General features: G+C 62.4%; 25 protein-coding genes. 15 read left to right on the plus strand and 10 right to left on the minus strand.

Features of this window, described 5'->3' with window-relative positions; translation table 11 throughout:
- Positions 1-113: 113 nt before the first annotated feature.
- The 9 genes from D7241_RS00260 to D7241_RS00300 all read left to right on the plus strand — a co-directional run bounded on the left by D7241_RS00260 (position 114) and on the right by D7241_RS00300 (position 7,620).
- Entirely contained in the window at positions 114-608 is a 495-nt protein-coding gene (locus D7241_RS00260) for a single-stranded DNA-binding protein (protein ID WP_255982589.1), read from the plus strand.
- Between the two features lie 10 nt (positions 609-618).
- Entirely contained in the window at positions 619-1,503 is an 885-nt protein-coding gene (locus tag D7241_RS00265) for a sugar nucleotide-binding protein (RefSeq protein WP_408099818.1), read from the plus strand.
- Complete coding sequence (locus tag D7241_RS00270) at positions 1,496-2,425, plus strand: NAD-dependent epimerase/dehydratase family protein (RefSeq protein WP_408099819.1); 930 nt, start codon at positions 1,496-1,498, stop codon at positions 2,423-2,425. Before D7241_RS00265 ends, D7241_RS00270 begins: the two co-directional genes overlap by 8 nt.
- 319 nt (positions 2,426-2,744) lie before the next feature.
- Positions 2,745-3,515 (plus strand): DUF3450 domain-containing protein, encoded by a 771-nt coding sequence (locus D7241_RS00275; RefSeq protein WP_408099820.1) that lies wholly within the window; start codon positions 2,745-2,747, stop codon positions 3,513-3,515.
- Positions 3,512-4,858: a MotA/TolQ/ExbB proton channel family protein gene (locus tag D7241_RS00280; RefSeq protein ID WP_255982581.1), complete on the plus strand. Its 1,347-nt coding sequence runs from the start codon at positions 3,512-3,514 to the stop codon at positions 4,856-4,858. Before D7241_RS00275 ends, D7241_RS00280 begins: the two co-directional genes overlap by 4 nt.
- A complete protein-coding gene (locus D7241_RS00285; protein WP_255982579.1) occupies positions 4,851-5,396 on the plus strand; it encodes a MotA/TolQ/ExbB proton channel family protein in 546 nt (181 codons plus the stop codon). The genes D7241_RS00280 and D7241_RS00285 overlap by 8 nt, the downstream gene beginning before the upstream one ends.
- A 10-nt stretch (positions 5,397-5,406) precedes the next feature.
- On the plus strand, positions 5,407-5,820 hold the full coding sequence (locus tag D7241_RS00290; RefSeq protein ID WP_255982577.1) for a biopolymer transporter ExbD: 414 nt from the start codon (positions 5,407-5,409) through the stop codon (positions 5,818-5,820).
- A complete protein-coding gene (locus tag D7241_RS00295; protein WP_408099821.1) occupies positions 5,820-6,527 on the plus strand; it encodes an energy transducer TonB in 708 nt (235 codons plus the stop codon). The genes D7241_RS00290 and D7241_RS00295 overlap by 1 nt, the downstream gene beginning before the upstream one ends.
- A gap of 1 nt (position 6,528) precedes the next feature.
- Complete coding sequence (locus D7241_RS00300; RefSeq protein WP_408099822.1) at positions 6,529-7,620, plus strand: tetratricopeptide repeat protein; 1,092 nt, start codon at positions 6,529-6,531, stop codon at positions 7,618-7,620.
- Positions 7,621-7,702: 82 nt separating this feature from the next.
- On the opposite strand, the gene D7241_RS00305 is transcribed toward D7241_RS00300, so the two are convergent.
- The 4 genes from D7241_RS00305 to D7241_RS00320 all read right to left on the minus strand — a co-directional run bounded on the left by D7241_RS00305 (position 7,703) and on the right by D7241_RS00320 (position 10,844).
- Positions 7,703-8,215, minus strand: a complete 513-nt coding sequence (locus D7241_RS00305) for a DUF3299 domain-containing protein (RefSeq protein ID WP_255982571.1) — start codon at positions 8,213-8,215, stop codon at positions 7,703-7,705.
- Positions 8,216-8,223: 8 nt separating this feature from the next.
- Complete coding sequence (locus D7241_RS00310; protein WP_408099823.1) at positions 8,224-9,489, minus strand: ABC transporter permease; 1,266 nt, start codon at positions 9,487-9,489, stop codon at positions 8,224-8,226.
- 3 nt (positions 9,490-9,492) lie between these two features.
- Positions 9,493-10,200, minus strand: coding sequence for an ABC transporter ATP-binding protein (locus D7241_RS00315; RefSeq protein ID WP_408099824.1), 708 nt, complete (start codon positions 10,198-10,200; stop codon positions 9,493-9,495).
- A gap of 71 nt (positions 10,201-10,271) precedes the next feature.
- Positions 10,272-10,844 carry a DUF2796 domain-containing protein gene (locus D7241_RS00320; protein WP_408099825.1) on the minus strand — a complete coding sequence of 191 codons (573 nt, stop codon included), beginning with the start codon at positions 10,842-10,844 and terminating at the stop codon, positions 10,272-10,274.
- A 108-nt stretch (positions 10,845-10,952) separates the two neighbouring features.
- Between D7241_RS00320 and D7241_RS00325 the strand changes: the two genes are divergently transcribed.
- Entirely contained in the window at positions 10,953-11,300 is a 348-nt protein-coding gene (locus D7241_RS00325) for a hypothetical protein (protein ID WP_408099826.1), read from the plus strand.
- A gap of 6 nt (positions 11,301-11,306) precedes the next feature.
- On the opposite strand, the gene D7241_RS00330 is transcribed toward D7241_RS00325, so the two are convergent.
- The gene (locus D7241_RS00330; protein ID WP_255982562.1) at positions 11,307-12,167 is read right to left on the minus strand and encodes a neutral zinc metallopeptidase; all 861 of its coding nucleotides are present in this window, start codon (positions 12,165-12,167) and stop codon (positions 11,307-11,309) included.
- 93 nt (positions 12,168-12,260) lie between these two features.
- Positions 12,261-12,695 (minus strand): DUF411 domain-containing protein, encoded by a 435-nt coding sequence (locus tag D7241_RS00335; protein ID WP_408099827.1) that lies wholly within the window; start codon positions 12,693-12,695, stop codon positions 12,261-12,263.
- A 181-nt stretch (positions 12,696-12,876) separates the two neighbouring features.
- Between D7241_RS00335 and D7241_RS00340 the strand changes: the two genes are divergently transcribed.
- Entirely contained in the window at positions 12,877-13,455 is a 579-nt protein-coding gene (locus D7241_RS00340) for a DUF4345 domain-containing protein (RefSeq protein WP_408099828.1), read from the plus strand.
- A 183-nt stretch (positions 13,456-13,638) separates the two neighbouring features.
- Here D7241_RS00340 and D7241_RS00345 read toward each other — a convergent pair whose 3' ends face one another.
- Entirely contained in the window at positions 13,639-14,031 is a 393-nt protein-coding gene (locus D7241_RS00345; protein ID WP_408101166.1) for a YkvA family protein, read from the minus strand.
- Between the two features lie 67 nt (positions 14,032-14,098).
- Here D7241_RS00345 and D7241_RS00350 point away from each other — a divergent pair, with 67 nt between their 5' ends.
- The gene (locus D7241_RS00350; RefSeq protein ID WP_408099829.1) at positions 14,099-14,779 is read left to right on the plus strand and encodes an SdiA-regulated domain-containing protein; all 681 of its coding nucleotides are present in this window, start codon (positions 14,099-14,101) and stop codon (positions 14,777-14,779) included.
- A gap of 122 nt (positions 14,780-14,901) precedes the next feature.
- On the opposite strand, the gene D7241_RS00355 is transcribed toward D7241_RS00350, so the two are convergent.
- The 3 genes from D7241_RS00355 to D7241_RS00365 form a co-directional block, all read right to left on the minus strand.
- The gene (locus D7241_RS00355) at positions 14,902-16,755 is read right to left on the minus strand and encodes an ATP-binding protein (RefSeq protein ID WP_408099830.1); all 1,854 of its coding nucleotides are present in this window, start codon (positions 16,753-16,755) and stop codon (positions 14,902-14,904) included.
- 117 nt (positions 16,756-16,872) lie between these two features.
- Positions 16,873-17,961 (minus strand): tRNA (uridine(54)-C5)-methyltransferase TrmA, encoded by a 1,089-nt coding sequence (gene trmA / locus D7241_RS00360; RefSeq protein WP_408099831.1) that lies wholly within the window; start codon positions 17,959-17,961, stop codon positions 16,873-16,875.
- A gap of 91 nt (positions 17,962-18,052) precedes the next feature.
- Positions 18,053-19,348 carry an NCS2 family permease gene (locus D7241_RS00365; protein WP_408099832.1) on the minus strand — a complete coding sequence of 432 codons (1,296 nt, stop codon included), beginning with the start codon at positions 19,346-19,348 and terminating at the stop codon, positions 18,053-18,055.
- 487 nt (positions 19,349-19,835) lie between these two features.
- Here D7241_RS00365 and D7241_RS00370 point away from each other — a divergent pair, with 487 nt between their 5' ends.
- Genes D7241_RS00370 through D7241_RS00380 form a run of 3 tightly spaced genes read left to right on the plus strand, consistent with a single transcriptional unit; the run spans position 19,836 to position 23,553 of the window.
- Positions 19,836-20,369 (plus strand): (2Fe-2S)-binding protein, encoded by a 534-nt coding sequence (locus D7241_RS00370; RefSeq protein ID WP_408099833.1) that lies wholly within the window; start codon positions 19,836-19,838, stop codon positions 20,367-20,369.
- Positions 20,366-21,352: an FAD binding domain-containing protein gene (locus tag D7241_RS00375; RefSeq protein WP_408099834.1), complete on the plus strand. Its 987-nt coding sequence runs from the start codon at positions 20,366-20,368 to the stop codon at positions 21,350-21,352. The genes D7241_RS00370 and D7241_RS00375 overlap by 4 nt, the downstream gene beginning before the upstream one ends.
- Positions 21,349-23,553 (plus strand): xanthine dehydrogenase family protein molybdopterin-binding subunit, encoded by a 2,205-nt coding sequence (locus D7241_RS00380; RefSeq protein WP_408099835.1) that lies wholly within the window; start codon positions 21,349-21,351, stop codon positions 23,551-23,553. Before D7241_RS00375 ends, D7241_RS00380 begins: the two co-directional genes overlap by 4 nt.
- Positions 23,554-23,689: the final 136 nt, after the last annotated feature.

Raw genomic sequence — 23,689 nt, forward strand, 5'->3', positions numbered from 1 at the left:
CGGTTGGCCGGCATGGGGCGGTGAGGTAAGATTCGCGGTCATTGGCTTTTTCCTGTTTGCAGGGATTCTCTCCAGTGAGCCAACCTAATTCATGTTTGAGCAAGGAGTTACCCATGGCCAGAGGGGTGAATAAAGTCATCTTGATCGGCAATGTCGGCGGCGACCCGGAAACCCGCTACATGCCCAATGGCAATGCGGTGACCAACATCACGCTGGCCACCACCGACAGCTGGAAAGACAAGCAGACCGGTCAGCAGCAGGAACGCACCGAATGGCACCGTGTCGTACTGTTCGGCAAGGTTGCCGAAATCGCCGGTGAGTATCTGCGCAAGGGCTCTCAGTGCTACATCGAGGGACGCCTGCAGACTCGCGAGTGGGAAAAAGACGGTGTCAAGCGCTACACCACGGAAGTGGTAGTCGACATGGGCGGCACCATGCAGCTGCTCGGCGGCCGCGGTGGCAACTCCGACGATGCCCCTCGCCAATCCCAGCCGCGTCCGCAGCGTGACTCGCAACCGCAGCAGCAATCGCGTCCGCAGTCCCAGCCGCAGCCGGCTCAGCAGCCAGCACCGGACTACGACAGTTTCGACGACGATATCCCGTTCTAGAGTCCACTCAATGCGAATGCGCCTGATGCTGTTGGGCGGCGGCAATGCCCTGGGTCAGGCGCTTATCCGCCTCGGTGCCGAGGAAGACATCGGCTTCCTCGCACCGCGCCCACCCGATCAAGGATGGGACGCGCCTAGTCTGACCGAACTGCTCGACGACAACCGTCCGGATGTCGTAATCAACCTTGCCTACTACTTCGACTGGTTTCAGAGTGGCCATGTCTATGAGGCCGTACTTGTTAATCAGGAACGAGCAGTAGAGCGGCTGGCGGAGCTAGGCCAGCACCATCAGTTCGTGCTGATGCAGCCGTCCAGCTACCGCGTATTCGACGGGGCTCGCACCACCGCTTACAGCGAAAAGGATGAAGTCGCGCCTCTGGATGCGCGCAGCCACGCACTTTGGCGTATCGAACAGAGTGTTCGTGCGCTCTGCCCGCGACACGTTCTGCTGCGGTTCGGCTGGTTGCTGGATGACAGTCAGGACGGCTTGCTAGGGCGCTTTCTCCAGCGTCTCGAGCAGGGCGATGAGCTGTGTCTGGCCGATGACCGCCGTGGCAACCCTACGCCTGTTGAAGATGCGGCGAGGGTCATCCTGGCCGTATTGAAGCAGCTGGATTGTCAGGTGCCGCTCTGGGGAACCTATCACTATGGTGGGCACGAGGCATCGACCCCGCTGGTTGTCGGCCAGGCGCTGCTCGCTGAGGCCGCTCAGCATCGCCAGCTGAAAATCAGCAGCCTGACCCCCGTCGCTCACGCCGCTTGTCCCGATGCTGCGGACGAGCCGCAGCATGGCGTACTGGCCTGCAAGAAAATCTTCAATACCTTCGGCATCAAGCCGCGTGCCTGGCGCGCCGGACTGCCGAGCCTGCTGGAGCGTTACTACCGTCATGGCTGAATCACCTATTCTGGTTACAGGCGGAGCCGGCTTCATCGGTTCGAATCTGATTGATGTGCTTGTCGCTCGCGGCTACTCGGTCCGAGTGCTGGACAATCTTTCCACTGGCAAGCGCAGCAATTTGCCGGACGACGCCCGCGTCGAGCTCATCGAGGGCGACGTGGCCGATGCGCAGCTTGTTCGCCGTACGATTCAGGGATGCCAAGCCGTGGTGCATCTGGCTGCTGTTGCATCGGTACAAGCATCGGTCGATGACCCGGTCGGGACGCATCAGAGCAATCTGGTCGGCACCCTGAACCTGTGCGAAGCGATGCGCGAGGAGGGCGTAAGGCGAGTCGTCTTCGCCTCGAGTGCAGCTGTCTACGGCAACAATGGTGAAGGGCAGCCGATTGACGAACAAACGCCAAAAGCACCGCTGACCCCATACGCGGCGGACAAGCTCGCCAGTGAGCACTATCTCGATTTCTATCGCCGCCAGCATGGTCTGGAGCCGGTGGTGTTTCGCTTCTTCAACATCTACGGGCCGCGTCAGGATCCGTCCTCGCCATACTCGGGCGTGATCAGCATCTTCACCGAGCGCGCGCAGCAGGGACTGCCGATCACTGTGTTTGGTGATGGTGAGCAGACTCGCGATTTCGTCTATGTCGGCGATCTGGTCGAGTTACTGGTGCAGGCACTGGAAAAACCAAGTGTTGAAACTGGTGCGGTCAACGTTGGGTTGAATCGCGCCACTAGCCTGAGCCAGTTACTGGCAGCGATCGGCGATGTTTTGGGCGAGTTGCCGTCGGTCAGTTACAAAGACGCGCGGAGCGGTGACATTCGTCATTCGCGTGCGAACAATGCGCGACTGCTACAACACTTCCATCTGCCGGAGCCGATAACTGACATGCGCAGCGGTTTGGCAAAGCTGCTAAGTCGCTAGTGGAGCGGTAGAAATCATAAAGGCGCCGAGGGCGCCTTTATTGTTTTTGCAAGTTAGCAATTGACGGATTCGTAAAATTTTTGGGCGTTGGCGGTGCCGTGCCTCTAGTTCGTTTCTTCTTCTGCACATAATCCCACAGCCAGCCCTTGGCAGCATTGATCAGGTTGCTTTGTCCTCTGGTTGCGGATGATAATGTTTCTCTTTCTGAATCCGCCGTAATATCAGATCGGGCGTCGCCATGATGAATTGGCTGCGGCGCATGCCGGAAGTGTTATAAAGTAACGCTCTGAGATTGCCGTGAACCGAGGATCCACCCCGCATGAATCAGTACCCGACTCGCTTGTTCGCAGGCGTGCTGTTGTTGTTATGCCTGCCGCTACAGGCCGCTCCGTTGGATGCAGCGTTGGAGGAAAGTCAGCGCTTGGCTGCTGAGGCCAAAGCGTCGCAAACGCGCATCGAGCAGCTCGACGATGCCACGCGGCAAATGCTCAACGAGTACCGCAATGCTGTGCAGCAGGCCGAGGCCCTGAAGGCCTACAACGCGCAGCTGACCGAGCTCACCGTGGCGCAGCGCAAGGAACTCGAAGGGTTCCAACGTCAACTGGATAGCATCGAACGTACCCAGGAAGCCGTCGCGCCGCAGATGGGCCGGATGATCGATGTGCTTGGTGAGTTCATTGAGGCTGATCTGCCGTTTCTTCCCGACGAGCGCGCCGATCGCTTGGCCAGTCTGCAGGACATGCAAGTGCGTGCCGACGTCAGCCTAGCCGAGAAATATCGCCGCATTCTTGAGGCCTATCAGATCGAGAGTGACTACGGCCGAACCTTGGAAGCCTGGCGCGGCGAGCTGCCCGTAGAGGGCGGAACTCGCAGCGTCGAATTCCTGCGATTGGGGCGGACGATGCTCTATTACCAGACGCTCGATGCCCATGAGAGTGGCTGGTGGAATTCGCAAACCCACGCCTGGGAAGTGCTCGACGGCAGCGCGCGCCGGCCGCTCACCAAGGCCATTGCCATTGCTCGTCAGCAGCAGGCGCCCACTTGGCTCGAACTGCCTATCAAGACCTTGGCCAAGGAGGCTGCGCAATGAGCCGTATGTTCACGTTATTTTTCATCGGCCTGTTACCCGCTCTGGCGCAGGCGGCCGAGCCTCTAAGTCCGGACCAGTTGCTGCAACGCATTCGCAGCGAGCGCGCCGCGGAAGTCGATGCCATGCAGGCTCGCGAACAATCCTTCATTCAGAATCGCAGCGAACAGGCGCAGCTACTGGCTAGCGCTAATGCCGCGCTTGAAAAGCAGAAGGCCGAAGCCGAGCGTCTGAAAGCTGAATTCGACCGTCAGGAAACTGAACTGGCCGAGCAGGAAAAGCTCCTGGCACAGCGGGTCGGCCATCTCGGTGAGCTGTTCGGCGTGGTCCGTCAGAGCGCAGGCGACGTTGCTGGCCAATGGCAGGACAGTCTGCTCAACGCGCAATACCCCGATCGGCTCGATCGTCTCAACGCGCTGGCTGAAAGCCGCACGCTGCCCTCAGCGGACGACCTCGACAGTTTCTGGATGACGCTGCTCGAAGACCTCACCGCCAGCGGTCAGGTCGAGCGCGTTGAACTCCCCGTGGTGGGCGCCGATGGCCAGCGAAGCGAGCAGTCGGTGCTGCGTGTTGGCAATTTCTCTGCGTTCACCAATGAGAACTTCCTGCGTTATGACAGCGATGCGGGCGAGTTGCTGATGCCGAGCCGCCAGCCAGCCGGCATTAATATGGTCGACGACTATCTGAGCAGCAATGATGCGTTGGCCACCTTGCCGATCGACCCGAGCCGCGGCTCTTTGCTGGCGCAGCTGCAGCGCCAGCCACAGCTGTGGGATCGTGTTCAACAGGGCGGTCTGGTCGGTTGGGTGATTATCGTGCTGGGCGTTGTCGGCCTGTTGCTTGCAATTTGGCGCATGGTCTATCTGACCGGTGTCGGCCGCGCCGTTGGCCGGCAGATGCGTGCGCTCAGCCAGCCGCGTGACGATAACCCGCTGGGTCGAATCATTGGTGTGCTTGGTCCCAAGCCACAGCTGTCGGATCTGGAAACCCTGGAATTGAAGCTTGACGAGGCGATTCTCCAGGAAACGCCGCCACTGGAGCGCGGTCAGCCGTTGCTCAAATTGCTTAGTGCGGTGGCGCCATTGCTCGGCCTGCTGGGCACAGTGACTGGCATGATCGTGACCTTCCAGGCGATTACCCAGAGCGGTGGTGGTGATTCGCGACTGATGGCCGACGGTATCTCTCAGGCGCTGGTAACCACCGTGCTGGGACTGGTGGTAGCGATTCCGCTGCTGTTTCTGCACAGCCTGCTCGCCAGTCGTAGCAAGGCGCTGATTCAGCTGCTCGAGCAACAGAGCGCTGGCCTGATTGCACTGCATCTGTCGGGGGCGCCACGTCGTGACTGATCTGCACGGGCACTGGCTGCGCCTGATCGACAGCGCCTACTCGCTGCTCGATTTCATGGCGGCCGGCGGCGCGGTGATGTGGGCGCTGGCTGCCTTGTGCGTGCTTTATTGGACGCTGGTATTCGAGCGCCTGTGGTTTATGCGCCGGGTGTTTCCGCGCTGGGTCGAAGCCCGCCGCGAGGCCTGGGCGCAGTTGGATCGTGAGCCTGGCAATTGGCAGCGCGCGGTGCGTAGCGCCTGGCTGGCCCAGGCGCAGCAGCAACTCGCCGGCCCGCTGCGGATGAGCAAGACCTTGGTCGCGATGTATCCGCTGCTGGGCCTGCTCGGCACCGTCAGCGGCATGATTGCCGTATTCGATGTGCTGGCGCTCAACGGCACCGGCAATCCCCGTGGCATGGCCGCGGGCGTCTGGCAGGCGACCCTGCCGACCATGGCCGGCATGGTGCTGGCTATTACTGGACTGTTTAGCCTGGCGCGTCTCGAACGTATTTCGCGACAGGCTCTCGACCGGCTGGCCGACCAGCTGCGTCACGATTGAGGATTACCGGATGCGTATGCGTCGCCATCATTACCAGCAGGAAGAGGACACCGGCATCGATCTGACGCCGATGCTCGACGTGGTCTTCATCATGCTGATCTTTTTCATTGTCACCAGCTCCTTCATCAAGGAGTCCGGCGTCGAAGTCCAGCGCCCGCAGGCCGATACTGCCAGTGCGCAGGACAAAGGCAACATTCTGATTGCGGTCACTGCCGACGGCCAGGTCTGGATCGACAAGCAGCCGGTCGACGTGCGCAGCGTACGCGCCCATGTCGAGCGCATGCGCGTCGACCAGCCTGAAGGCGCTGTGGTGGTTCAGGCGGATCAGGACGCGCGCACCGGGCTGGTGGTTCAGGTAATGGATCAGGCGCGCCAGGCTGGGGTCCGGGATGTGGCGCTCGCTGCCATTTCGGGAGCGCAGTAATGGCTCGCGGGCTGACCCGTGTCGGGTTGTCCTTTATCGCCGCCTGCGTGGTGGCGTTGCTGCTGTTCGTTTTGATGCTGAGCATGGTCAACCCGCCGCGTAGCGAAGTGACGGACGAGCCGGTGGCCATTGCCAACTTCGTGCGCATGGACAGCCGCAACGAAAGCACCGCGACGCGTTCGCGGCAGCAAGCGCCTCAGCCGCCTCAGCCAAAGACACCGCAACCGCCGACGCCACCCACGCCGAGCATGGCCACGCCAGATGCCAGCCTGCCGAAACTGGATCTGCAACTGCCCAATATCGACAGTGGAATGTCGGTTGCCAGCGCGCCGGCGCCCAGCCTGTCCGGCTTGACCGCCGCTGCGTCGCCCGCAGCTCCAGCGCCGGCCCCGTCGGCGGCTGATACTGCGGCGCAGTCCGGTGGCCCCGAGCAGGAAGTCATGCCACTGAACGATGTTCGTCCCGAGTATCCCTATCGGGCACGTCAGCGCGGCATTGAAGGTCATATCAAGCTCGCCTTCACCATTACGCCTGCCGGCGAAGTCGAGAACATCCGGGTGCTGGAAGCCTCGCCGCGCAATGTGTTCGATCGCGAAGCGCGCCGTGCAGCCGCTCGCTGGCGTTTTGCACCACGTACCCAGAATGGCGCCGCTGTATCGCGCGAAGCAGTCAAGACTCTGCACTTCCGCCTACAAGGAGAACGCTGACATGCCACGTTTGCTGCTGTTGATCTCGTTGTTGTTCGCCGCTTCGACTCACGCCGCTCAAAGCATCGACCCGGTCGTATTCAAGGCGCTGGAGCGTGCGCAAAGCGCTCAGCAGAAGGGCGACTACAGCGCTGCGCGCAAGGCCCTCATTCAGGCCGAGGCCAAGTCAGGCAGTGCCGAAGAAGCGCTTTTGTGGCGCAGTCGGGCATATCTGGCCTGGGCCGAAGGCGATAGCCGGCAAGCGCTGGAGTTGCTCGAGAAGGCGGTCGCCAGCGGCAAGCTGGACGAGGCGCTGCTGCCGAACGAGCGGCTCAACCTGGCCAAACTCAATCTGATCGAACGTCGCTACGCCAAGGTGATCAATCTGCTGGGCTCGCCTGCACAGGCGAACGAGGAGGTGCTGCAGATGTTGGTGCAGGCCTATCAGGGGCTCGGCCAGCATGCCAAGGCGCTGCCGCTGGCGGAGCGTTACGTCCAGGCCAACCCCAATGCGGCCGATACCTGGCTGCAATTTCTGGTGGCCGGCAATGCCGAACTGAAGCGTTACGATGCTGCCGAGCGCTGGCAGCGGCGTTTGCTTGCCCGCCATCCGAATCAAGCCAAGAGCTGGCGTCAATTGGCAGGTTTGCAGCAGATGGCGGGCGCTGAAGACAAGGCGCTCGCGACGCTGCGCGCGGCACATGTCAAGGGGCTGCGTTTCAGCGAGTCGGAGCTGGACAATCTGGTGCTGCTGGCGGGCGCAGCCGGACAACCATGGCAAGGGGCGAAGCTGCTAGAAGGCATGCTCGAGTCGCGTCTGCTACCCAGTGACGCCAAGCGTCGTGAACGGCTGGGCATGCTCTGGTGGCAGGCGCGGGAACGCTCCGCAGCCGCGAAGATTTACCGCGAGCTGGCCGTGCAGTCCGGCAGCGCAAAGTTCTGGCTGAATGTCGCTCAGCTGGAGCTAGAGCAGGCCCGCTGGCAAGCGGGACTCGATGCGCTGAAACAGGCCGAGCGGGCCGGTGCCGAGCGGCGCAAGGTACGCGCCTGGCGGGAATGGGCTGAAGGTGAGCTGAGTTTCGAGCGTGAACGCCAGGTCGCGAGTGCCCACTGACCCAGCCCTCGCCGATTCAGTACGGCAAAATAGTTGAGCGATCTGATTCCCAACGCTCTGGCATAGGGAACCTTGCCGTTCCTCACTCCAATTCGTAGAAGTAAATCTTCTGCGCATCCATGCGATAGCCGGCCTCGGCCAACTCGCTGCTGGCGTGCTCGACTCGCAGCGGACCCTCGATCCAGAAGGGCTGGTACAACTCGTCGACCTTTACCCCCAGTTCGCTGGTGGCATGCACGATCTGGTTCGACGGAGGTGGCGGAACGTGAATGCAGGCGCCGAAGTAGGGCACCAGCAGAAATTCAGTGACACGCCCATCCTCGCCCATGTCCAGCGGCACGATATAGCCAGGCAGCTTTACCTGGGCGCCGTCCAGCGACTCGACTACCGGTGCGGCAGGAGATTGCTGAGCAGCAGCGGGGCCCGTTTCGGCGGCGAGCGCATCGGCCAGCTGCGACATGTCATGGATCGCCATGGGTGGCGGTGGTGGCGGCGCGTCCGCGGGAATCAGATCTGACCATTGCAGTTCACGCACCTCGGCGGCGGCGAACGGAACCGCAAGGGCGAGCAGCGTGGCGAGCAGCAGGCGTGGCATGACAGTCCTCATAATTTGATCGACAGGCCATCGGCCAGGGACTGCCGGTAAGCGCGCCAGGCAGGCACGCTGCCCATCAGCAGGCCGGCCAATAGTATGCCGGCAAGCAGCGACCACTCATAAGCACTCGGCCAGGCCAGCGGCAAGTAAAGCCCATAATGGCTTTGCAGCGGTGCCTGGGCGGCGGCAATTGCTATGTATAACAACAGCGATCCGAGCATCACGCCCGCCAGTGCCAGACTGAACGCCTCGACGATCAGCAGACCGGCGATATGCCAGGGCCTGGCGCCCACCGAGCGGAGGATGGCCATTTCCCGGCGGCGCTCGTTGAGGCTGGTCAGAATCGCCGTGAGCATGCCGATCAACCCGGTGATCACGACGAACAGCGAGACCACGAACAGTGCCTGTTCCGCCGTCCCCATCAGGTTCCAGAGCTCTTGCAACGCAACGCCGGGCAGGATCGCCAATAGCGGTTCGCCGCGATACTGGTTTATTTCGCGCTGCAGGGTGAAGGTAGCGATCTTGCTGTTGAGTCCAAGCATGACGGCAGTAATCTGCTTCGGCTGCAGATCCATCTGCCGCGCCTGTTCCGCGTCGATGCGCGCCGCTCCGCGAGCAGGCATGCCGTTCTGCCAGTCGATATGTAGCGCTTCCATTCCGGCAAGATTGATATGCAGCGTACGGTCGACCGGCGTGCCGGTGCGCTGCAGGATGCCGACCACGCGGAACGGCTTGTCGTCATGTTTGACCAGGCTGACCGTGGCGACCCCGTGGGCCAGCACCAACTGGTCGTCCAGTCTGTAGTTCAACGCCCGTGCCACCTCGGCGCCGAGCACCACTTCGAACGGATCCTCGGCGAAAGGGCGCCCTTCAGCGAGTTGCAGGGGCTGCTTGCGCCCGTAACGATAGTGTTCAAAGTAGGCGCTGCTGGTGCCCATGACGCGATAGCCGCGATGAGAGTCGCCCAGCGAGATGGGAATCGCCCAGCTCACCCGTGGGTGCTGGGCGAAATGCTCGAAGCTTTCCCAGCGGATGTTGTTGGTGGCGTTGCCGATACGGAACACCGAATACAGCAGCAGATTCACAGAGCCGGAGCGGGCGCCAACGATCAGGTCGGTGCCGCTGATGGTACTGGCGAAGCTGGCGCGGGCTTCGGTGCGTACACGCTCGACAGCGAGCAACAGACACACCGACAGGGCGATGGCGAAGACCGTAAGCAAGGCGGTGAAGCGGCGGTTGTTCAGGCTCGCCAAGGCCAGGCGCAACAGGTACATGGCCTATATCTCCGGTACGTAGGCGGCGTGGTTGAGCTCCGCCAGTGACAGGCTACGGTCGAATAGCGGAGCCAGACTCTGGTCGTGGCTGACGAACAGCAAGCTCGAGCCAGCCTCTCTGCACTCGGCGAACAACAATTGCAGAAAAGCTTCCCGGCTGTCGGCGTCGAGCGCCGAGGTGGGCTCGTCGGCAATCACCAGTTCCGGCTGACCGATCAACGCGCGCGCCGCGGCAACGCGCTGTTGTTGGCCGATCGATAGCGCTTCGGCACGCCGCCCGAAGAGCTCCTTGGATAGGCCGAGGTGCGAAAGCAGACTCGCGGCTGCCTGCGCAACGCTGCCGTGCCGCTGACGGGCGCGTTCGGCCCGAGCTTGCGAGAAATGACAGGGCAAGCCGACGTTTTCGGCTACCGAGAGAAAGGGCAACAGGTTGAACTGCTGGAAGATATAGCCGGTGTGATCGACGCGAAAACGATCCCGCGCGCCTGCGGAAAGCGCAGCGAGGTCGCTGCCGAGCAGTCGAACCGTTCCGCGCTGCGCTTTTTGTACGCCGCCGATCAGGCCCAGCAAGGTGGTCTTGCCGCTACCTGACGGCCCCTTTAGAAACAGGCTCTGGTTGCGCTCCAGCTTGAAGTTGGAGATGTCGAGCAATTCTGCCTGGCCGGGCCAGGCAAAACCCAGTTGGTGGAGTTCGAGCAACGGTGCGGTCATTCGCGATGATCCGTGTCAGGCGAGCCGGTGAGTTTACTGCGTCGGGCCGGGCAGCGGCAGACAACGGGTGTTCAGAACTCAGCGCGTGGTTGGCCGGCGTCGAGTTGTGCGCCACGTTGGCCGTTCGGGCCGATCAGTTGTGCCTGGATTTTCTCGGTGCCGGGGAATGCCTTGAACAGCGCCTGCAGATCAAGGGCGTGCAGCGCCTGAGGGGTGGCGCAATCGTAGTGATAGTGGGCGTGGATCTCGCTGTGCTGGCCTTCATGATCGTGCTCGTGCTCGCCGTCATGAGCGGCGTCTTCGAACAGTGGGCTTTCCAGCTCGGTTTCAGCCAGGGTGCAGCCCGCTGCCGCTGGCAGGCCGAACAGGGTATCGGGCTGCTCTAGCCGCTTGCGTGCATCGGCGATCTTGCGTTTGTCCGCATCGCTGCCCGGCGCGTGTTCGAATCCCACCAGATTCATCGCCGGACTGCGAAGTTCGATTTCCAATGTCGAACCATCCAGCGCGACGTCCAGTTCGGCGGCGCCGTGCTCATGGGCGCCGAGACTGGCGTGCTGATCATGATGGTCATGCTCGTGATGCTGGGCAGCCTGAGCGAGGCCGGGCGCAAGAACAAAGGGCAGGGCGAGCAACAGATGGCGCATGACGATCTCCTGATTAAGTAATGGTTACGTTATAACAAAAGAGTGGCTGCGCTGGCCAGCCCGACGCGAGCCGTGGGAGCATGGTGAGAGTTTTTCTGGAGAACAAAGATGATCCGAATTCGTGGCTACATCGGCGAGCTACCGGTGGATCTCAGCGTGGAGCTGGACGATCAGGATTGGGCACAGCTGGCGCGTCAGCTGCCGCTAAGCGCCAACTCACAAGCGGCGCAGGCATCGACTGAGGCGGGTTCCGATCGCCTCTGGCTCGGTGCCCAGCAGTTGCTGCGGGAAGCGGGGCGGATGGAGGGACCACAACTGCTGGCTGAGCTGCAAGCCCTGAGCGGTAGCGCACAGGCCGGCAAGCGCTTGCTGGTGCGTCTGCGCCACAGTGCTCAGGTTAGCGTGCAGAGCGGTGCCGACTCGCCGATCTACAGCTGGATCAACGAGGCACTCTGAGAAACGTTACAGGCGCTGCGCCTGGAAGGTGTTGCAGCGCGCGGGCTCACCGCTGTCGAAGCCGGTGCGGAACCACTTCACCCGCTGCGCCGAGGTGCCGTGGGTGAAGGCGTCCGGTACCACGCGGCCCTGGCTCTGCTGCTGAAGACGATCATCACCGATGGCGTTGGCGGCGTTCAGTGCCTCCTCCAGATCACCTTCCTCAAGCCAGTCATGACGCTGCTGGGCGTGGTAGGCCCAGACACCAGCGAAGCAGTCCGCCTGTAATTCCTGCCGGACCAGCAAGCCATTGTCGCCCTCCATTTGGGCTCCGCGCTGACGTGCGGCCTGCATCTGCTGCGATACGCCGAGCAAGGTCTGGACATGATGACCAACCTCATGGGCAATCACATAGGCCTGGGCGAAATCGCCAGCGACCGAAAAGCGTGAGGCCATCTCATCGAAGAACTGCAGATCGAGATACACCTGCCGGTCGCCAGGGCAGTAGAACGGCCCGACCGCCGAATTGGCGAAACCGCAGGCCGAGCTGACACCACCGCGAAAGAGCACCAGCGTAGGGTCGCGATACTGCTCGCCGGACTGCTGAAACAGCGCGCGCCAGGTGTCTTCCGTATCGCCCAGGATCGCCTGAACGAAGGCGACCTGCGGATCGTCGCCGCTCGCTGGCGTATTGCTTTGAGACGTGGGTGTCGAGCCGGTCTGATTGGCCAACTGACCGAGAATCTGCATCGGGTCCTGGCCCGAGAGCAGTCCGATCACCACCACGATGGCGACCCCGGCCAGGCTCAGACGTCCACCGCCTATGCCGCCGCTACGGCCGCGGGCATCCACCACGTTGTCACTGCGACGCGCCTTTTTCCACCGCATGTTCGGGGCCTTCTGCCAGTCATTGCTCAGTGGCTAAGACCCGCCATGCCGCCCGCTAATTCAGCCAGAAGACGACGCTTCGTCTGCTTGATTTCAGTTCGCGGGGTAATCGGCCAGTACCGATTCCTCGCCCTGTTTGCTCAGCCCGATCACCTTGTAGGCGTCTTTCCGATCGCCCATCTCCATGCCCGGCGAGCCCATGGGCATGCCCGGCACGGCCGCGCCGATCAGATTCGGTTGTGCACGCAGCTTGAGGATGTCGGCGGCCGGAACGTGACCTTCGACGAACTTTCCGTCGATCACGCCGGTATGGCAGGAGCCCAGCCGATGCGGTACGCCAAGACGGCTCTTGACCGCCGCCATGTCGGTTTCGACGTGATCGGTTACGGCGAAGCCGTTCTCTTCCAGATGCTTGATCCACGAGGTGCAGCAGCCGCAATTGGCGTCGCGATGCACGTCGATCGCGATGGGGTCAGCGGCCTGGGCAAGGCCGGCGAAAAGGGTGGTGGCGAGCAGCAGACGGCGCATAGGAAATCCTCCGACGAAATAGCGCGCAGAGTACCGCCAGGTTCGGGCGCAGCCCAAGCAACAGGTGTGAGCGAATGTCTCAGCCGAAGGTGCATGCGACTGCATTTTGCTGGCGAACCAACGCGTGCTGTTTCGGTCCGATAACCATCGTGGTGCGGAGCCGCTATCAGGAGAGTTTTCGATGCGTTTTGCCCGTTTCGTTCTGATTGTTCAGGCCGTGATCATGATCGGTTTCAGCCTCGCCTACTGGCTGCGCCCTTATGAGATGGCCAATCTGAACGGGATGCTGCTGATGGAGACCGCCTCGGTCAGCCATATGCGCGTCTATTACGGTGGTTTGCAGCTGGGCCTGGCGCTGTTTCTGCTCTGGGCAATCCAACTCCCGGAGCGTGCCAAAGCAGCTTTGGTGATGCTGGTGATCACTATGCTTGCGCTGGTGGCCGGGCGGCTCGGATCGTTGTGGCTCGACGGCGGCGAGCTGGTCGGTTTCGATCTTGCCTCGTTGATCTACCGGGTGTTCGCAGCGCTACTGGCGGCGGCTGCGCTGATGATGATTCGCGAACGTCCCACGGCCGAACCAGAAGCTGAGCCGCAACCCAAACGGAGCCGCATGGACGACGACCCACCCAAGCCATTTCGCGTAGGCGATGAAACGGCCGTGTTGCCGATATCTGAACCGGATCAGGGGCCGGAGCCATTCCGCCGCGGTGATCCGCTCAATGCGGCCTCCGTAGGCACGCCGGACGTGACCCCACGATAGTCAGCGATTGCGGCAAGCCGGGCTGAGTTCAGCAGAGCCGTGCCCTTGGCGATTTTCCCGCCCCAGCTAGACCGAATCTCCCTCCGTGCGCCATCGGGTTGCGCATCTGCCGCAAGGTCGGCTTGAACCTGGCCGGTGCCGACATTTTTTTCACATCCGCTTGGTTATGTTCCCCCCCGTTGATCAGGGGCCGCTCAGCCAATAGGCGATCACGGCGGCGCCCAGCACCCAGATCAGTAGTACCGCTGCTGCCCCGGCCAGGCTGGCCGGGCGGGCATCGTGCTGCTGCTCCCAGACGAGCGCCTGGGCGCGGCATGCGGCAAGGACGTCGGCGGGCATCAGACGCACGGCCAGCCAGATTCCGAGGGGCAATAAAATCAAGTCGTCGAGATAGCCCAATAGCGGGATGAAGTCCGGGATCAGATCGATCAGGCTCAACGCGTAGGCCACGATGCTGAGCACCAGCACGCGTAGCCACCAAGGCGTGTCCGGGTGGCGGGTACAGAACCAGAGCGTCATGACGTCACGTTTGAGCGTGCGTGCCCAGCCCTGCAGGCGGGACTTTAAGCGGGACAGACCGGACACCGGATGAATCCTTGATATGAAAGACACTGGCTGCGCCAGCGATAAGGAAAGAATCGCGATGATGCAAATAAATCCTTACACCGCACAACTCTTGACCGCTTTGCTCAACCGTCACTATCGGCTGCTCGGCCTGGCCGCGTTGTTGGCCGCCGGCCTGGCGACCGGTGTGGCCCTGCACTGGAACGAGCGCCTTTACTTTTATCTGACCAGCGAGATGAACGGCAGTCGCGATAACGCAGCGAATCTCTGGTTACCCGGTTACGGTGCGGTGATCGACGCCAAGCCGGTCGAAGGCATCCGCAAAAACCTTTCGGCAGTCACCTATGACGCCGATCTCGACTGCCTGCTAGCGGTGGTCAACGGCGGGCCTACCGAGCTGGTGACACTGAGCAAGACCGGCGAGCTGCTTGAGCGCTATCCATTGCAGGGCTTCGGCGATATCGAGGGCGTGACCTACATGGGCCACGGCCGAGTCGCGGTGTCGGACGAGCGCGCGCAACAGGTGAGCGTCTTTCAGTTACCGGCGCTGCCGCGGCCGATTGACATATCCGAGGCGCAGTTCTTTTCGCTGGGGATTAATCTCAACGGCAACAAGGGCTTCGAGGGCCTGACGTACGATGCGGCTGGGGACCGTCTGTTCATCATCAAAGAGCGCGACCCGCGTCAGCTCTATGAAATCCGTGGCCTATCTGCAAACCGCAACCGAAAGCCTGCTGGCCAACAGCAGCGGCGATCGTGAGCAGAGCAGTACTGCACCGCTGCCGGTTGCGGCCACAACGCCAGCAGCCAGACCGCGCAAGGCCTTGACCGACGGTGCGGTAGCGCAAGCACGCTGATACGTCCGATGTGCTCGATGCTGTGTCACTTGGCGGCGCGGATACGGCCGCCACTGACCAGCGTGGCCACTTGCCGGGCAAAGGCTTCGATGGAGAATGGCTTGGTGATCAGCTCCAGGCCTTCACCGATGAAGTTGCCCTTCATCAGCGCATGCTCGGCGTAGCCGGTCATGAACAGCACCTTCAGCTCGGGCTGACGGGTCCGGGCGAGATCCGCCAGCTGCCTGCCATTCAGGCCGGGCAGGCCGACGTCGGTGACCAGCAGATCCAGCTGCACGTCGGTTTCCAGAATCGCCAGCCCGGTCGGGCCATCGTGGGCCTGCAGAACGTTGTAGCCCATGTCCTGCAGCACGTTCGCCACGACTGAACGTACGGTCGGCTCGTCCTCCACCAGCAATACGCTGCCGCCACGTAGCGGTTGGGGCGTTTGCTGCGCCAGCTCGACGACGCCCTCAGGCAGTTGCACCGCATGCTGGCGCGGGAGGAATACCGACACCGAGGTGCCAACGTCGGGCGCACTCTTGATTTGTGTGTGCCCTTCGGATTGGCGGGCGAAACCGTAAACCATGGACAGCCCGAGGCCGGTGCCCTGGCCGATGGGTTTGGTCGTGAAGAAGGGGTCGAACGCGCGCGCGATCACCTCCGGCGGCATTCCGCAGCCGGTATCGGTGACGGTCAGGCAGACGTAGTCACCGCCAGCGACCTGTAGCTCGTCGGCCGCTTCCTGGGCGGCGAGATGCACGTTGCGGGTCTCGATGGTCAAGGTTCCGCCGTCGGGCATGGCGTCGCGGGCATTGATCGCCAGATTGAGGATCGAGCTCTCGATCTGGTGCAGATCGCATTGGGTCAGCCAGAGGTCATCAGCAAGCAACTTACGGATACGGATGGTCTCGCCGAGTGTGCGCTGCAGCAGGTCGTCCAGCGAAGCCACCAGGCGATTGAGGTCGATGGTTTTCGGGGCGAGCGGTTGTCGACGCGAATAGGCTAAAAGCCGATGCGTCAGGCCGGCCGCGCGTTGAGCCGAGTCGATAGCGGCATCGACATGGCGCGGCAGCTCGGCCGCGCGGCCCTGGCCAAGCCGTCGCCTGGCCATTTCCAGCGAACCCACGATGCCTTGCAGCAGGTTATTGAAGTCATGGGCGATGCCGCCTGTCAGCTGGCCGATAGCCTCCATCTTTTGTGCCTGGCGCAGTACTTCGTGAATGTGTTCGAGCTCTGCGGTGCGTGCTTTAACACGCGCTTCCAGGGTTTCGTTGAACTGGCGCAGGGCCTCTTCGGCACGCCGACGTTCGGTGATTTCGCGCTGCGCCGATTCGAGCAGGCGTGCGTTATCGAAGGCCACCGCTGCATGCCCGGCCACACCGACCATCAGCCATTCATGGCGGGCGGTGAAAACAGCGGATTTTTCGTGCCCGAAAAACAGCGCCCCGAGCACCTCGCCCGTACGCGACACCACCGGAATCGCAAGGTAACTGGTGACCGGCAGGTGGCCGTGCGGCATGCCGAAATGCGGCCCGCTCTTGCCGTAGCGCGGGTCCTGGGTGATGTCATCTGACCGGATGATTTCCGTACCGGCGAAGCTCGGCGCAAAGACTGCCGTCGCGCGTGGCTGGGGGAAACGTGAGAATGCCTCGCGAGGCACGCCGGCCAGCGCATAGAGGGTGTGGGTGACCCCTCCTTCATTTTCGACGTTGTAAAAGAAGGCGCCGAACTGGGCGCCGGTCAGCTCGACCCCGGCGTCGGTCACCATCTGCACCATGGTTTCGAGGTTCAGCTCTGCGGCCAGACGGCCGCCGATACGGTTGAGAATTTCCAGGGCTTGCCGGTCAGCGATCAGCTCTTCGCGACTTTCCGGCATGGGCGGTACTTCAATTTGCATAGGCAACACCCGCAGTAAGGCTTAACAACATCTACTTACTGGTGGACAGCGCCGGGTTCTGAGCAGCTCCCGCAACCGTTACGGTCACGCGACGAACTGCTATTTAGCTCACCTTTTTCACCTACGAGTCAGCAATACGCCCGACTCCATGTGGTGGGTATAGGGAAACTGGTCGAACAACGCACAGCGCTCGATGCGATGGGTGTCGTGCAGCTGGGCGATATTCGCGGCCAGGGTTTCCGGGTTGCAGGAAATGTAAAGGATGCGCTCGAAGCGGCGGGTCAGCTCGCAAGTGTCCGGGTCCATGCCGGCGCGCGGCGGGTCGACGAAAACGCTGCCGAAGGCATAGCTTTTCAGGTCGATACCGGCCAAGCGGCGGAACGGACGCACTTCGTTCAACGCCTGGGTCAGCTCTTCAGCGGAAAGACGCACCAGGCTCACGTTGTCGATGCCGTTGTCGTCGAGGTTGGCCAGCGCTGCGTTCACCGAGGATTTGCTGATCTCGGTTGCCAGCACCTTGGATACGCGGGTCGCCAGCGGCAGGGTGAAGTTGCCATTGCCGCAGTAGAGCTCGAGCAGGTCGTCGTCGCGCTCGCCGAGCACCTCGTGTGCCCAGTTCAACATCTTCTGGCAAACCTCGCCGTTGGGCTGGGTAAAGGCGCCTTCCGGCTGGCGATAGCGGAAGCTGCGACCGGCTACGACCAGCTCTTCTTCGACATAGTCGCGACCAATGACGATGCGTTTGCCCTTCGAGCGTCCGACGATACTCACGCCCAGCTTCACCGCCAGTTGCTCGGCTTCGGCCTGCCACGCGTCGTTCAGCGGGCGATGGTAGGCGAGGGTGATCAGCGCATCGCCGGACAAGGTGGTCAGGAACTCGACCTGGAACAGCTTGAAGCTCAGTGTTTCGCTGGCCTGCCAGGCGGCCTTGAGCTGCGGCATCAGCTGGTTGATGCGGCGGCTGGCGATGGGGAATTCGTCGATCAGGATCGGCGTGTGCTTGTCGCCCTGCTCGAACATCGCGTAATGGCGCTGGCCGTCCTCGCGCCACAGGCGAAATTCGGTGCGCAGACGGTAGTGCTCCCGCGGCGAGTCGAACACCTCTGGAGCCGGCGCGTCGAAGGGCGCCAGCAGTTTGACCAGCCGGGCGGCTTTCTCGGCGAGTTGGGTGTCGTAGATGGCGGGGTCGAATTGCGGACGGCTCATTGGGCACTCGAAGCAGATGAAGAAGGAGGAAAGGTATTTTTAGAGGCGCGCTGATCGCACGTTGAGCGGCGCGCGCACCCGGCAGATGACGTCAGCCCTCCAGGAAACCCAGCTTGAGCACGCAGAGCACGGCGAGAATCACCAGCATGGCGTTGAGTTCGCGCCAGCGTCCAGCCAAGGTCTTGGTCACGACCCAAGCGATAAATCCGAAGGCAATGCCGGTGGCAATGGAGAATGTCAGTGGCATGGCCAGCGCAGTGATGAGCACCGGCGCGGCGACGGTCAGGTCGCTCCAGTCGATCTCGGCCAGACCGGAGGCCATCAATACCGCGACGAACAACAATGCCGGTGCGGTGGCATAGGCCGGAACGCTACCAGCCAGCGGGGCGAAAAACAGTGCGGCGAGAAACAGCAGCGCAACCACAATGGCGGTCAGACCGGTGCGCCCGCCGGCGCTGACGCCTGCCGCCGATTCGATATAACTGGTAGTGGTCGAGGTGCCCAGCAGCGAGCCGCCCATGGCCGCGGTGCTGTCGGCGATCAGCGCGCGTCCCATCTTTGGCATGTAGCCGTCCTTGCGCATCAGCCCAGCCTTCTTCGCCACCGCGATGAGGGTGCCGGAATTGTCGAACAGGTCAACGAAGAGAAAGGCGAAGATCACGCTGATCAGGCCGACGTCCAGCGCGCCGAGGATGTCCAGCTGCAGGAAGGTCGGCGCCAGTGAGGGAGGCATCGATACTACGCCGCCGAATTCGGATACGCCGAGCAGGATGCTGATCACCGTGACCACCAGGATGCCGATCAGCACCGCACCTGTTACACGCCTTGCTTCCAGGCCGACGATCAGGAAGAAGCCGAGGATCGCCAGCAGCGCCTGTGGCTTGCTGAGGTCGCCCATGCCGACAAGGGTGGCCGGATTGTCCACGACGATGCCCGCGCTTTGCAGGGCAATCAGTGCGAGAAACAGGCCGATACCGGCAGCGATTGCCGAGCGCAATTCGAGCGGGATGCTGTTGATGATCCATTCGCGGATGCGGAAGACCGACAGCAGGAAGAACATGCAGGCCGACAGAAACACCGCGCCCAGCGCCACCTGCCAGGTGTGGCCCATGCCGAGCACCACGGTGTAAGTGAAAAAGGCGTTCAGCCCCATGCCTGGCGCCAAGGCAATGGGGTAGTTGGCGATCAGGCCCATCACTGCCGAACCGAACGCCGCCGCCAGACAAGTGGCGACGAAGATCGCGCCCTTGTCCATGCCTGTCGCGCCGAGGATGCTCGGATTGACGAACAGAATGTAAGCCATGGTCAGAAAGGTGGTGAGACCGGCCAGCATCTCGGTGCGCACGTTGGTGTTATGCGCCTTGAGTTGAAACAGCTTCTCCAGCATGGTCAATCCTCTTGTTGCCGGTCGTTGATCTGGCGGTTGGGTTTGCCGCTTCTGTGAGCAGCTTGTTCGCTACAGCAAAGCCTATCCGGGCGCTGCCCGCAAAAGCCGCGCATCTTACACTGGCGCCGCGGCGGGTTGAATTGCGCGGCAGATTCATCGTCGCGTCAGTACTTACTTCGCCCCTCCCAGCGAACAGGCTGTACACCGTCTCGTAGGATGAGTGAAGCGGCGCTGCTACAAAAAGAACGCCTTGGCTGAACGCGCGTAACCCATCAGCGCCGTCACGCGGATCAGCTATCGAATATTGCGTTCGCCACGCCTGCTAATTCCCACTTTCCATACGGCGCTCCGCACGCTACCCGGCTGAACGATTTTTTCCCCTTGGCAGTCGTACCCCTAGACGCAGGGACAGCGCACCAAATGCCTGAGGTCTCCGGCGAATCTGCTTAGAACAGGTGCCGGATGCCCTTCAAACCGTGAGGCTGTCATGAGCGAAAACGCTTCCAACGCAGGGGGCATCGCCGCCTGCTCGATCACCCTTCAACTCAATGGGCAGAGTCGACAGGTCGAGGTCTACCCGTGGACCACGCTGCTCGATCTGCTGCGTGAACAGCTGGCCCTGACCGGCACCAAAAAGGGCTGTGACCATGGTCAATGTGGCGCCTGTACGGTGCTGCTCAATGGCAAGCGGATCAACAGTTGCCTGACTCTGGCGGTGATGCACGACGGTGCTGAGCTGACCACCATCGAAGGGCTGGCGCAGGGCGAGGCGTTGCATCCCATGCAAGCCGCTTTCGTCAAACACGATGCCTTCCAGTGCGGCTACTGCACGCCCGGGCAGATTTGTTCTGCGGTGGGCCTGGTCGCAGAGGGCCGTGCGCAGACACGCGACGAGGTGCGCGAACAGATGAGCGGCAATATCTGCCGCTGCGGTGCCTACCCGAACATCCTCGCGGCCATTGAAGAGGCGACGCCCGAGACGCGCGAGCGCCTCGCCGGCGCGCAGGAGGTGACGCCATGAATCCCTTCAGCTATGCCCGCCCGAGCAGTGTCGACGAAGCCATCGGCCAGTTCCGTCCGGACAGCCGCTATATCGCCGGTGGCACCAATCTTCTGGACCTGATGAAGGAAAACGTCACCCGTCCGACCCAGCTGATCGACATTACCCGCCTGCCATTGGCCGACATCGAGGAAACCGCCGACGGCGGTCTGCGCATCGGTGCGCTGGTGAGCAATGCCGATCTGGCCTGGCATCCGCTGGTGGAACAGCGCTATCCGCTGCTGTCCCAGGCGATACTTGCCGGCGCCTCGCCGCAGCTGCGCAACATGGCTACCACCGGCGGCAACCTGCTGCAGCGCACCCGCTGCTATTACTTCTACGACAGCACCACGCCGTGCAACAAACGTGAGCCGGGCAGCGGCTGTTCGGCGCGCAATGGCCTCAACCGCATCCACGCGATTCTCGGCCACAGCGACGCCTGCATTGCGGTGCATCCGTCCGATATGTGTGTGGCAATGGCCGCACTGGAGGCGGTGGTGCATGTGCAAGGGCCGCAAGGCGAGCGGCGTATCGCCTTCGCCGATTTCCACCGCTTGCCCGGTGATGAGCCGGAGCGTGACAACACCCTGGTCGATGGCGAGTTGATTACCGCCGTCGAGCTGCCGCCGCAGGGCTTCGCCGATTACAGCTGTTATCTCAAGCTGCGCGACCGCGCCTCCTACGCCTTTGCGCTGGTTTCGGTAGCCGCGGCGCTGGACATGGACGCTACCGGCATTCGCGGCGCGCGCATCGCCCTCGGCGGGGTGGCACACAAACCCTGGCGCAAAGCCGAAGCCGAAGCGGCGTTGACTGGCGAACCGGCGGACGAAGCCGCATTTTCTGCCGCCGCCGACATTCTTCTCGAAGGCGCCAGCGGCTTCGAGCACAACGCCTTCAAGATCGAACTGGCCCGGCGCGCCATCGTTCGTGCCCTGACCGACGCCGCCAAAGGAGCCGCCCGATGAAGCCAGCCAATTCCCCGTTCGGCCAACCCATCGACCGCGTCGACGGCCCGCTCAAAGTCACCGGTCAGGCGCGCTACGCCAGCGAGTTCCATGTGCCTGGACTGCTCTATGGCAGCGTGGTCAACAGCAGCATCGCCCGTGGGCGGATCGTCAGCATTGATGCCGCCGCGGCGGAGGCCGTACCCGGCGTGGCGTTGGTACTGACCCATCAGAACCGTCCGCCGATTGCCAGCTACGACAAGCCCTACGAGGATGAAGATGCGGCCGATGGCTCGCCGTTTCGCCCGTTGTTCAACGATCGCATCCTTTACAGCGGCCAGCCGATCGCGCTGGTCGTGGCGGAAAACCTTGAGCTGGCGCGTCACGCCGGCAGTCTGGTGCGTGTGGAATACGCGTCAGAGCCGCATCGCACCGATCTGCTGAGCGAGCTGGAAACCATGCACAAGGCGCCCGCCGAAGTGCCACCGCCTCGCGGCGATGTCGATGGTGCGTTGCGGGGCGCCATGCTCAAGCTGGATCGGGAATACAGCACGCCGGTCGAACACCACAACCCGATGGAGCCGCATGCATCCACCGTGCACTACCTGCCTGACGGCAAGCTGGAGATTTACGACAAGACCCAGGGCGTGCAGAACTGCATGCGCTATCTGGAAGGTGTGTTCGGCATGGAAGGCAAGATTCGCATCCTCTCGCCCTTCGTTGGCGGCGCTTTCGGCTCCGGTCTGCGCCCGCAGTATCAACTGCCACTGGCGGTGATGGCGGCGCTGAAACTCAAGCGCTCGGTGCGGGTCACCTTGAAGCGCCAGCAGATGTTCACGTTCGGCTACCGCCCAAGAAGCATCCAGCGCCTTTCCATCGGCGCGGCGCCCAACGGCCAGCTGGAGGCGCTGAGCCACCAGGTCATCGGCCAGACGTCCACCTTCGAAGACTTCACCGAACACGAGGTCGAGTGGTCGGGCATGCTCTACCAGTGCCCCAACGTGAAGCTGGACTACCAGTTGGTGCCGCTGGACGTCTATACGCCACTGGATATGCGTGCGCCGGGCGCGACCATTGGCGTCTATGCACTGGAATGCGCCATGGACGAACTGGCCTACGCGGCGGCCATCGACCCGCTGGCGCTGCGCCTGAAGAACTACACCGAGCGCAATGGGAACGAAGACAAGCCGTATTCCAGCAAGGAGTTGCGCCAATGTTACGAGCAGGGTGCGGAGCGCTTCGGCTGGTCGCGCCGCTCGATGGAGCCACGCAGCATGCGCGACGGCCATCAGCTGATCGGCTGGGGCATGGCCACTGGCGTCTGGGAAGCCATGCAAATGCCGGCCAGCGCCAAAGCATGCATGGAGCCGGGCGGGTGGCTGGTGGTCAGCAGTGCCACCGCTGATATCGGCACCGGAACCTACACCGTCATGACTCAGATCGCGGCTGCCGCGATGGGCTTGCCCTTGGAGCAGGTGGAATTTCGGTTGGGTGACTCCAACCTGTCCAAGGCGCCGCTGGAGGGCGGTTCGGCCACGGTATCTTCGGTTGGTAGCGCGGTGCAGAAGGCCTGCGAAGAGCTACGACAGAAACTGCTGGATGCGGCCCAGCAGTCACCGGTTTCGATATTCACCGGGGCGAAGCTCGATGACGTCGAGTTCGTCGATGGGCACATGCGCCTGAAGGCGGCGCCAGAAACGAGCGTCGAGGTCGGCCAAATCGTTGCGGTGAGCGGCGTGCTGGAGGCCGAGGCAAGCGTCGAGCCGGGCGAGAAGCGCAACGAGTACGCCACCGCCACGCATTCGGCGGTGTTCGTCGAGGTTCGCGTGGACGAATCGCTGGGCACGGTCAAGGTCAGCCGCGTGGTCAGCGCGGTGGCGGCCGGGCGGATCGTCAATCCCAAGACGGCCGGCAATCAGATCGTTGGCGGCGTGGTCTGGGGCATCGGCATGGCGCTGCACGAGGAAACCATGATCGATCACACGCTCGGCCGCTACATGAACCACAACCTGGCCGAATACCACGTACCGGTGAACGCCGACATTGGTGAGATCGAAGTGATTTTCGTCGAGGAAAAGGACGAGATCGTCAACGCGCTCGGCTCCAAGGGCGTCGGCGAGATTGGCATCGTCGGCGTTGCTGCGGCAGTGGCAAACGCCATTTACCACGCCACTGGCAAGCGCGTGCGCGACCTACCGATCACCATGGACAAGTTGCTCTAGAGCGGCTAGAAGCTGTAAGCGTCTCTGGTGGGCTGAAGCCCACCCTACATTGGTGGCACGAAACGCTACAGCCCGTAGGGTGGGCTTTAGCCCACCATAGAGTGATATTCGTGAGCTGAAGCGAAGCGTCGCTCGG

It is taken from the genome of Stutzerimonas sp. VN223-3, from assembly GCF_045999685.1.
In the GTDB taxonomy this organism is placed as follows: Bacteria; Pseudomonadota; Gammaproteobacteria; order Pseudomonadales; family Pseudomonadaceae; genus Stutzerimonas; species Stutzerimonas stutzeri_AR.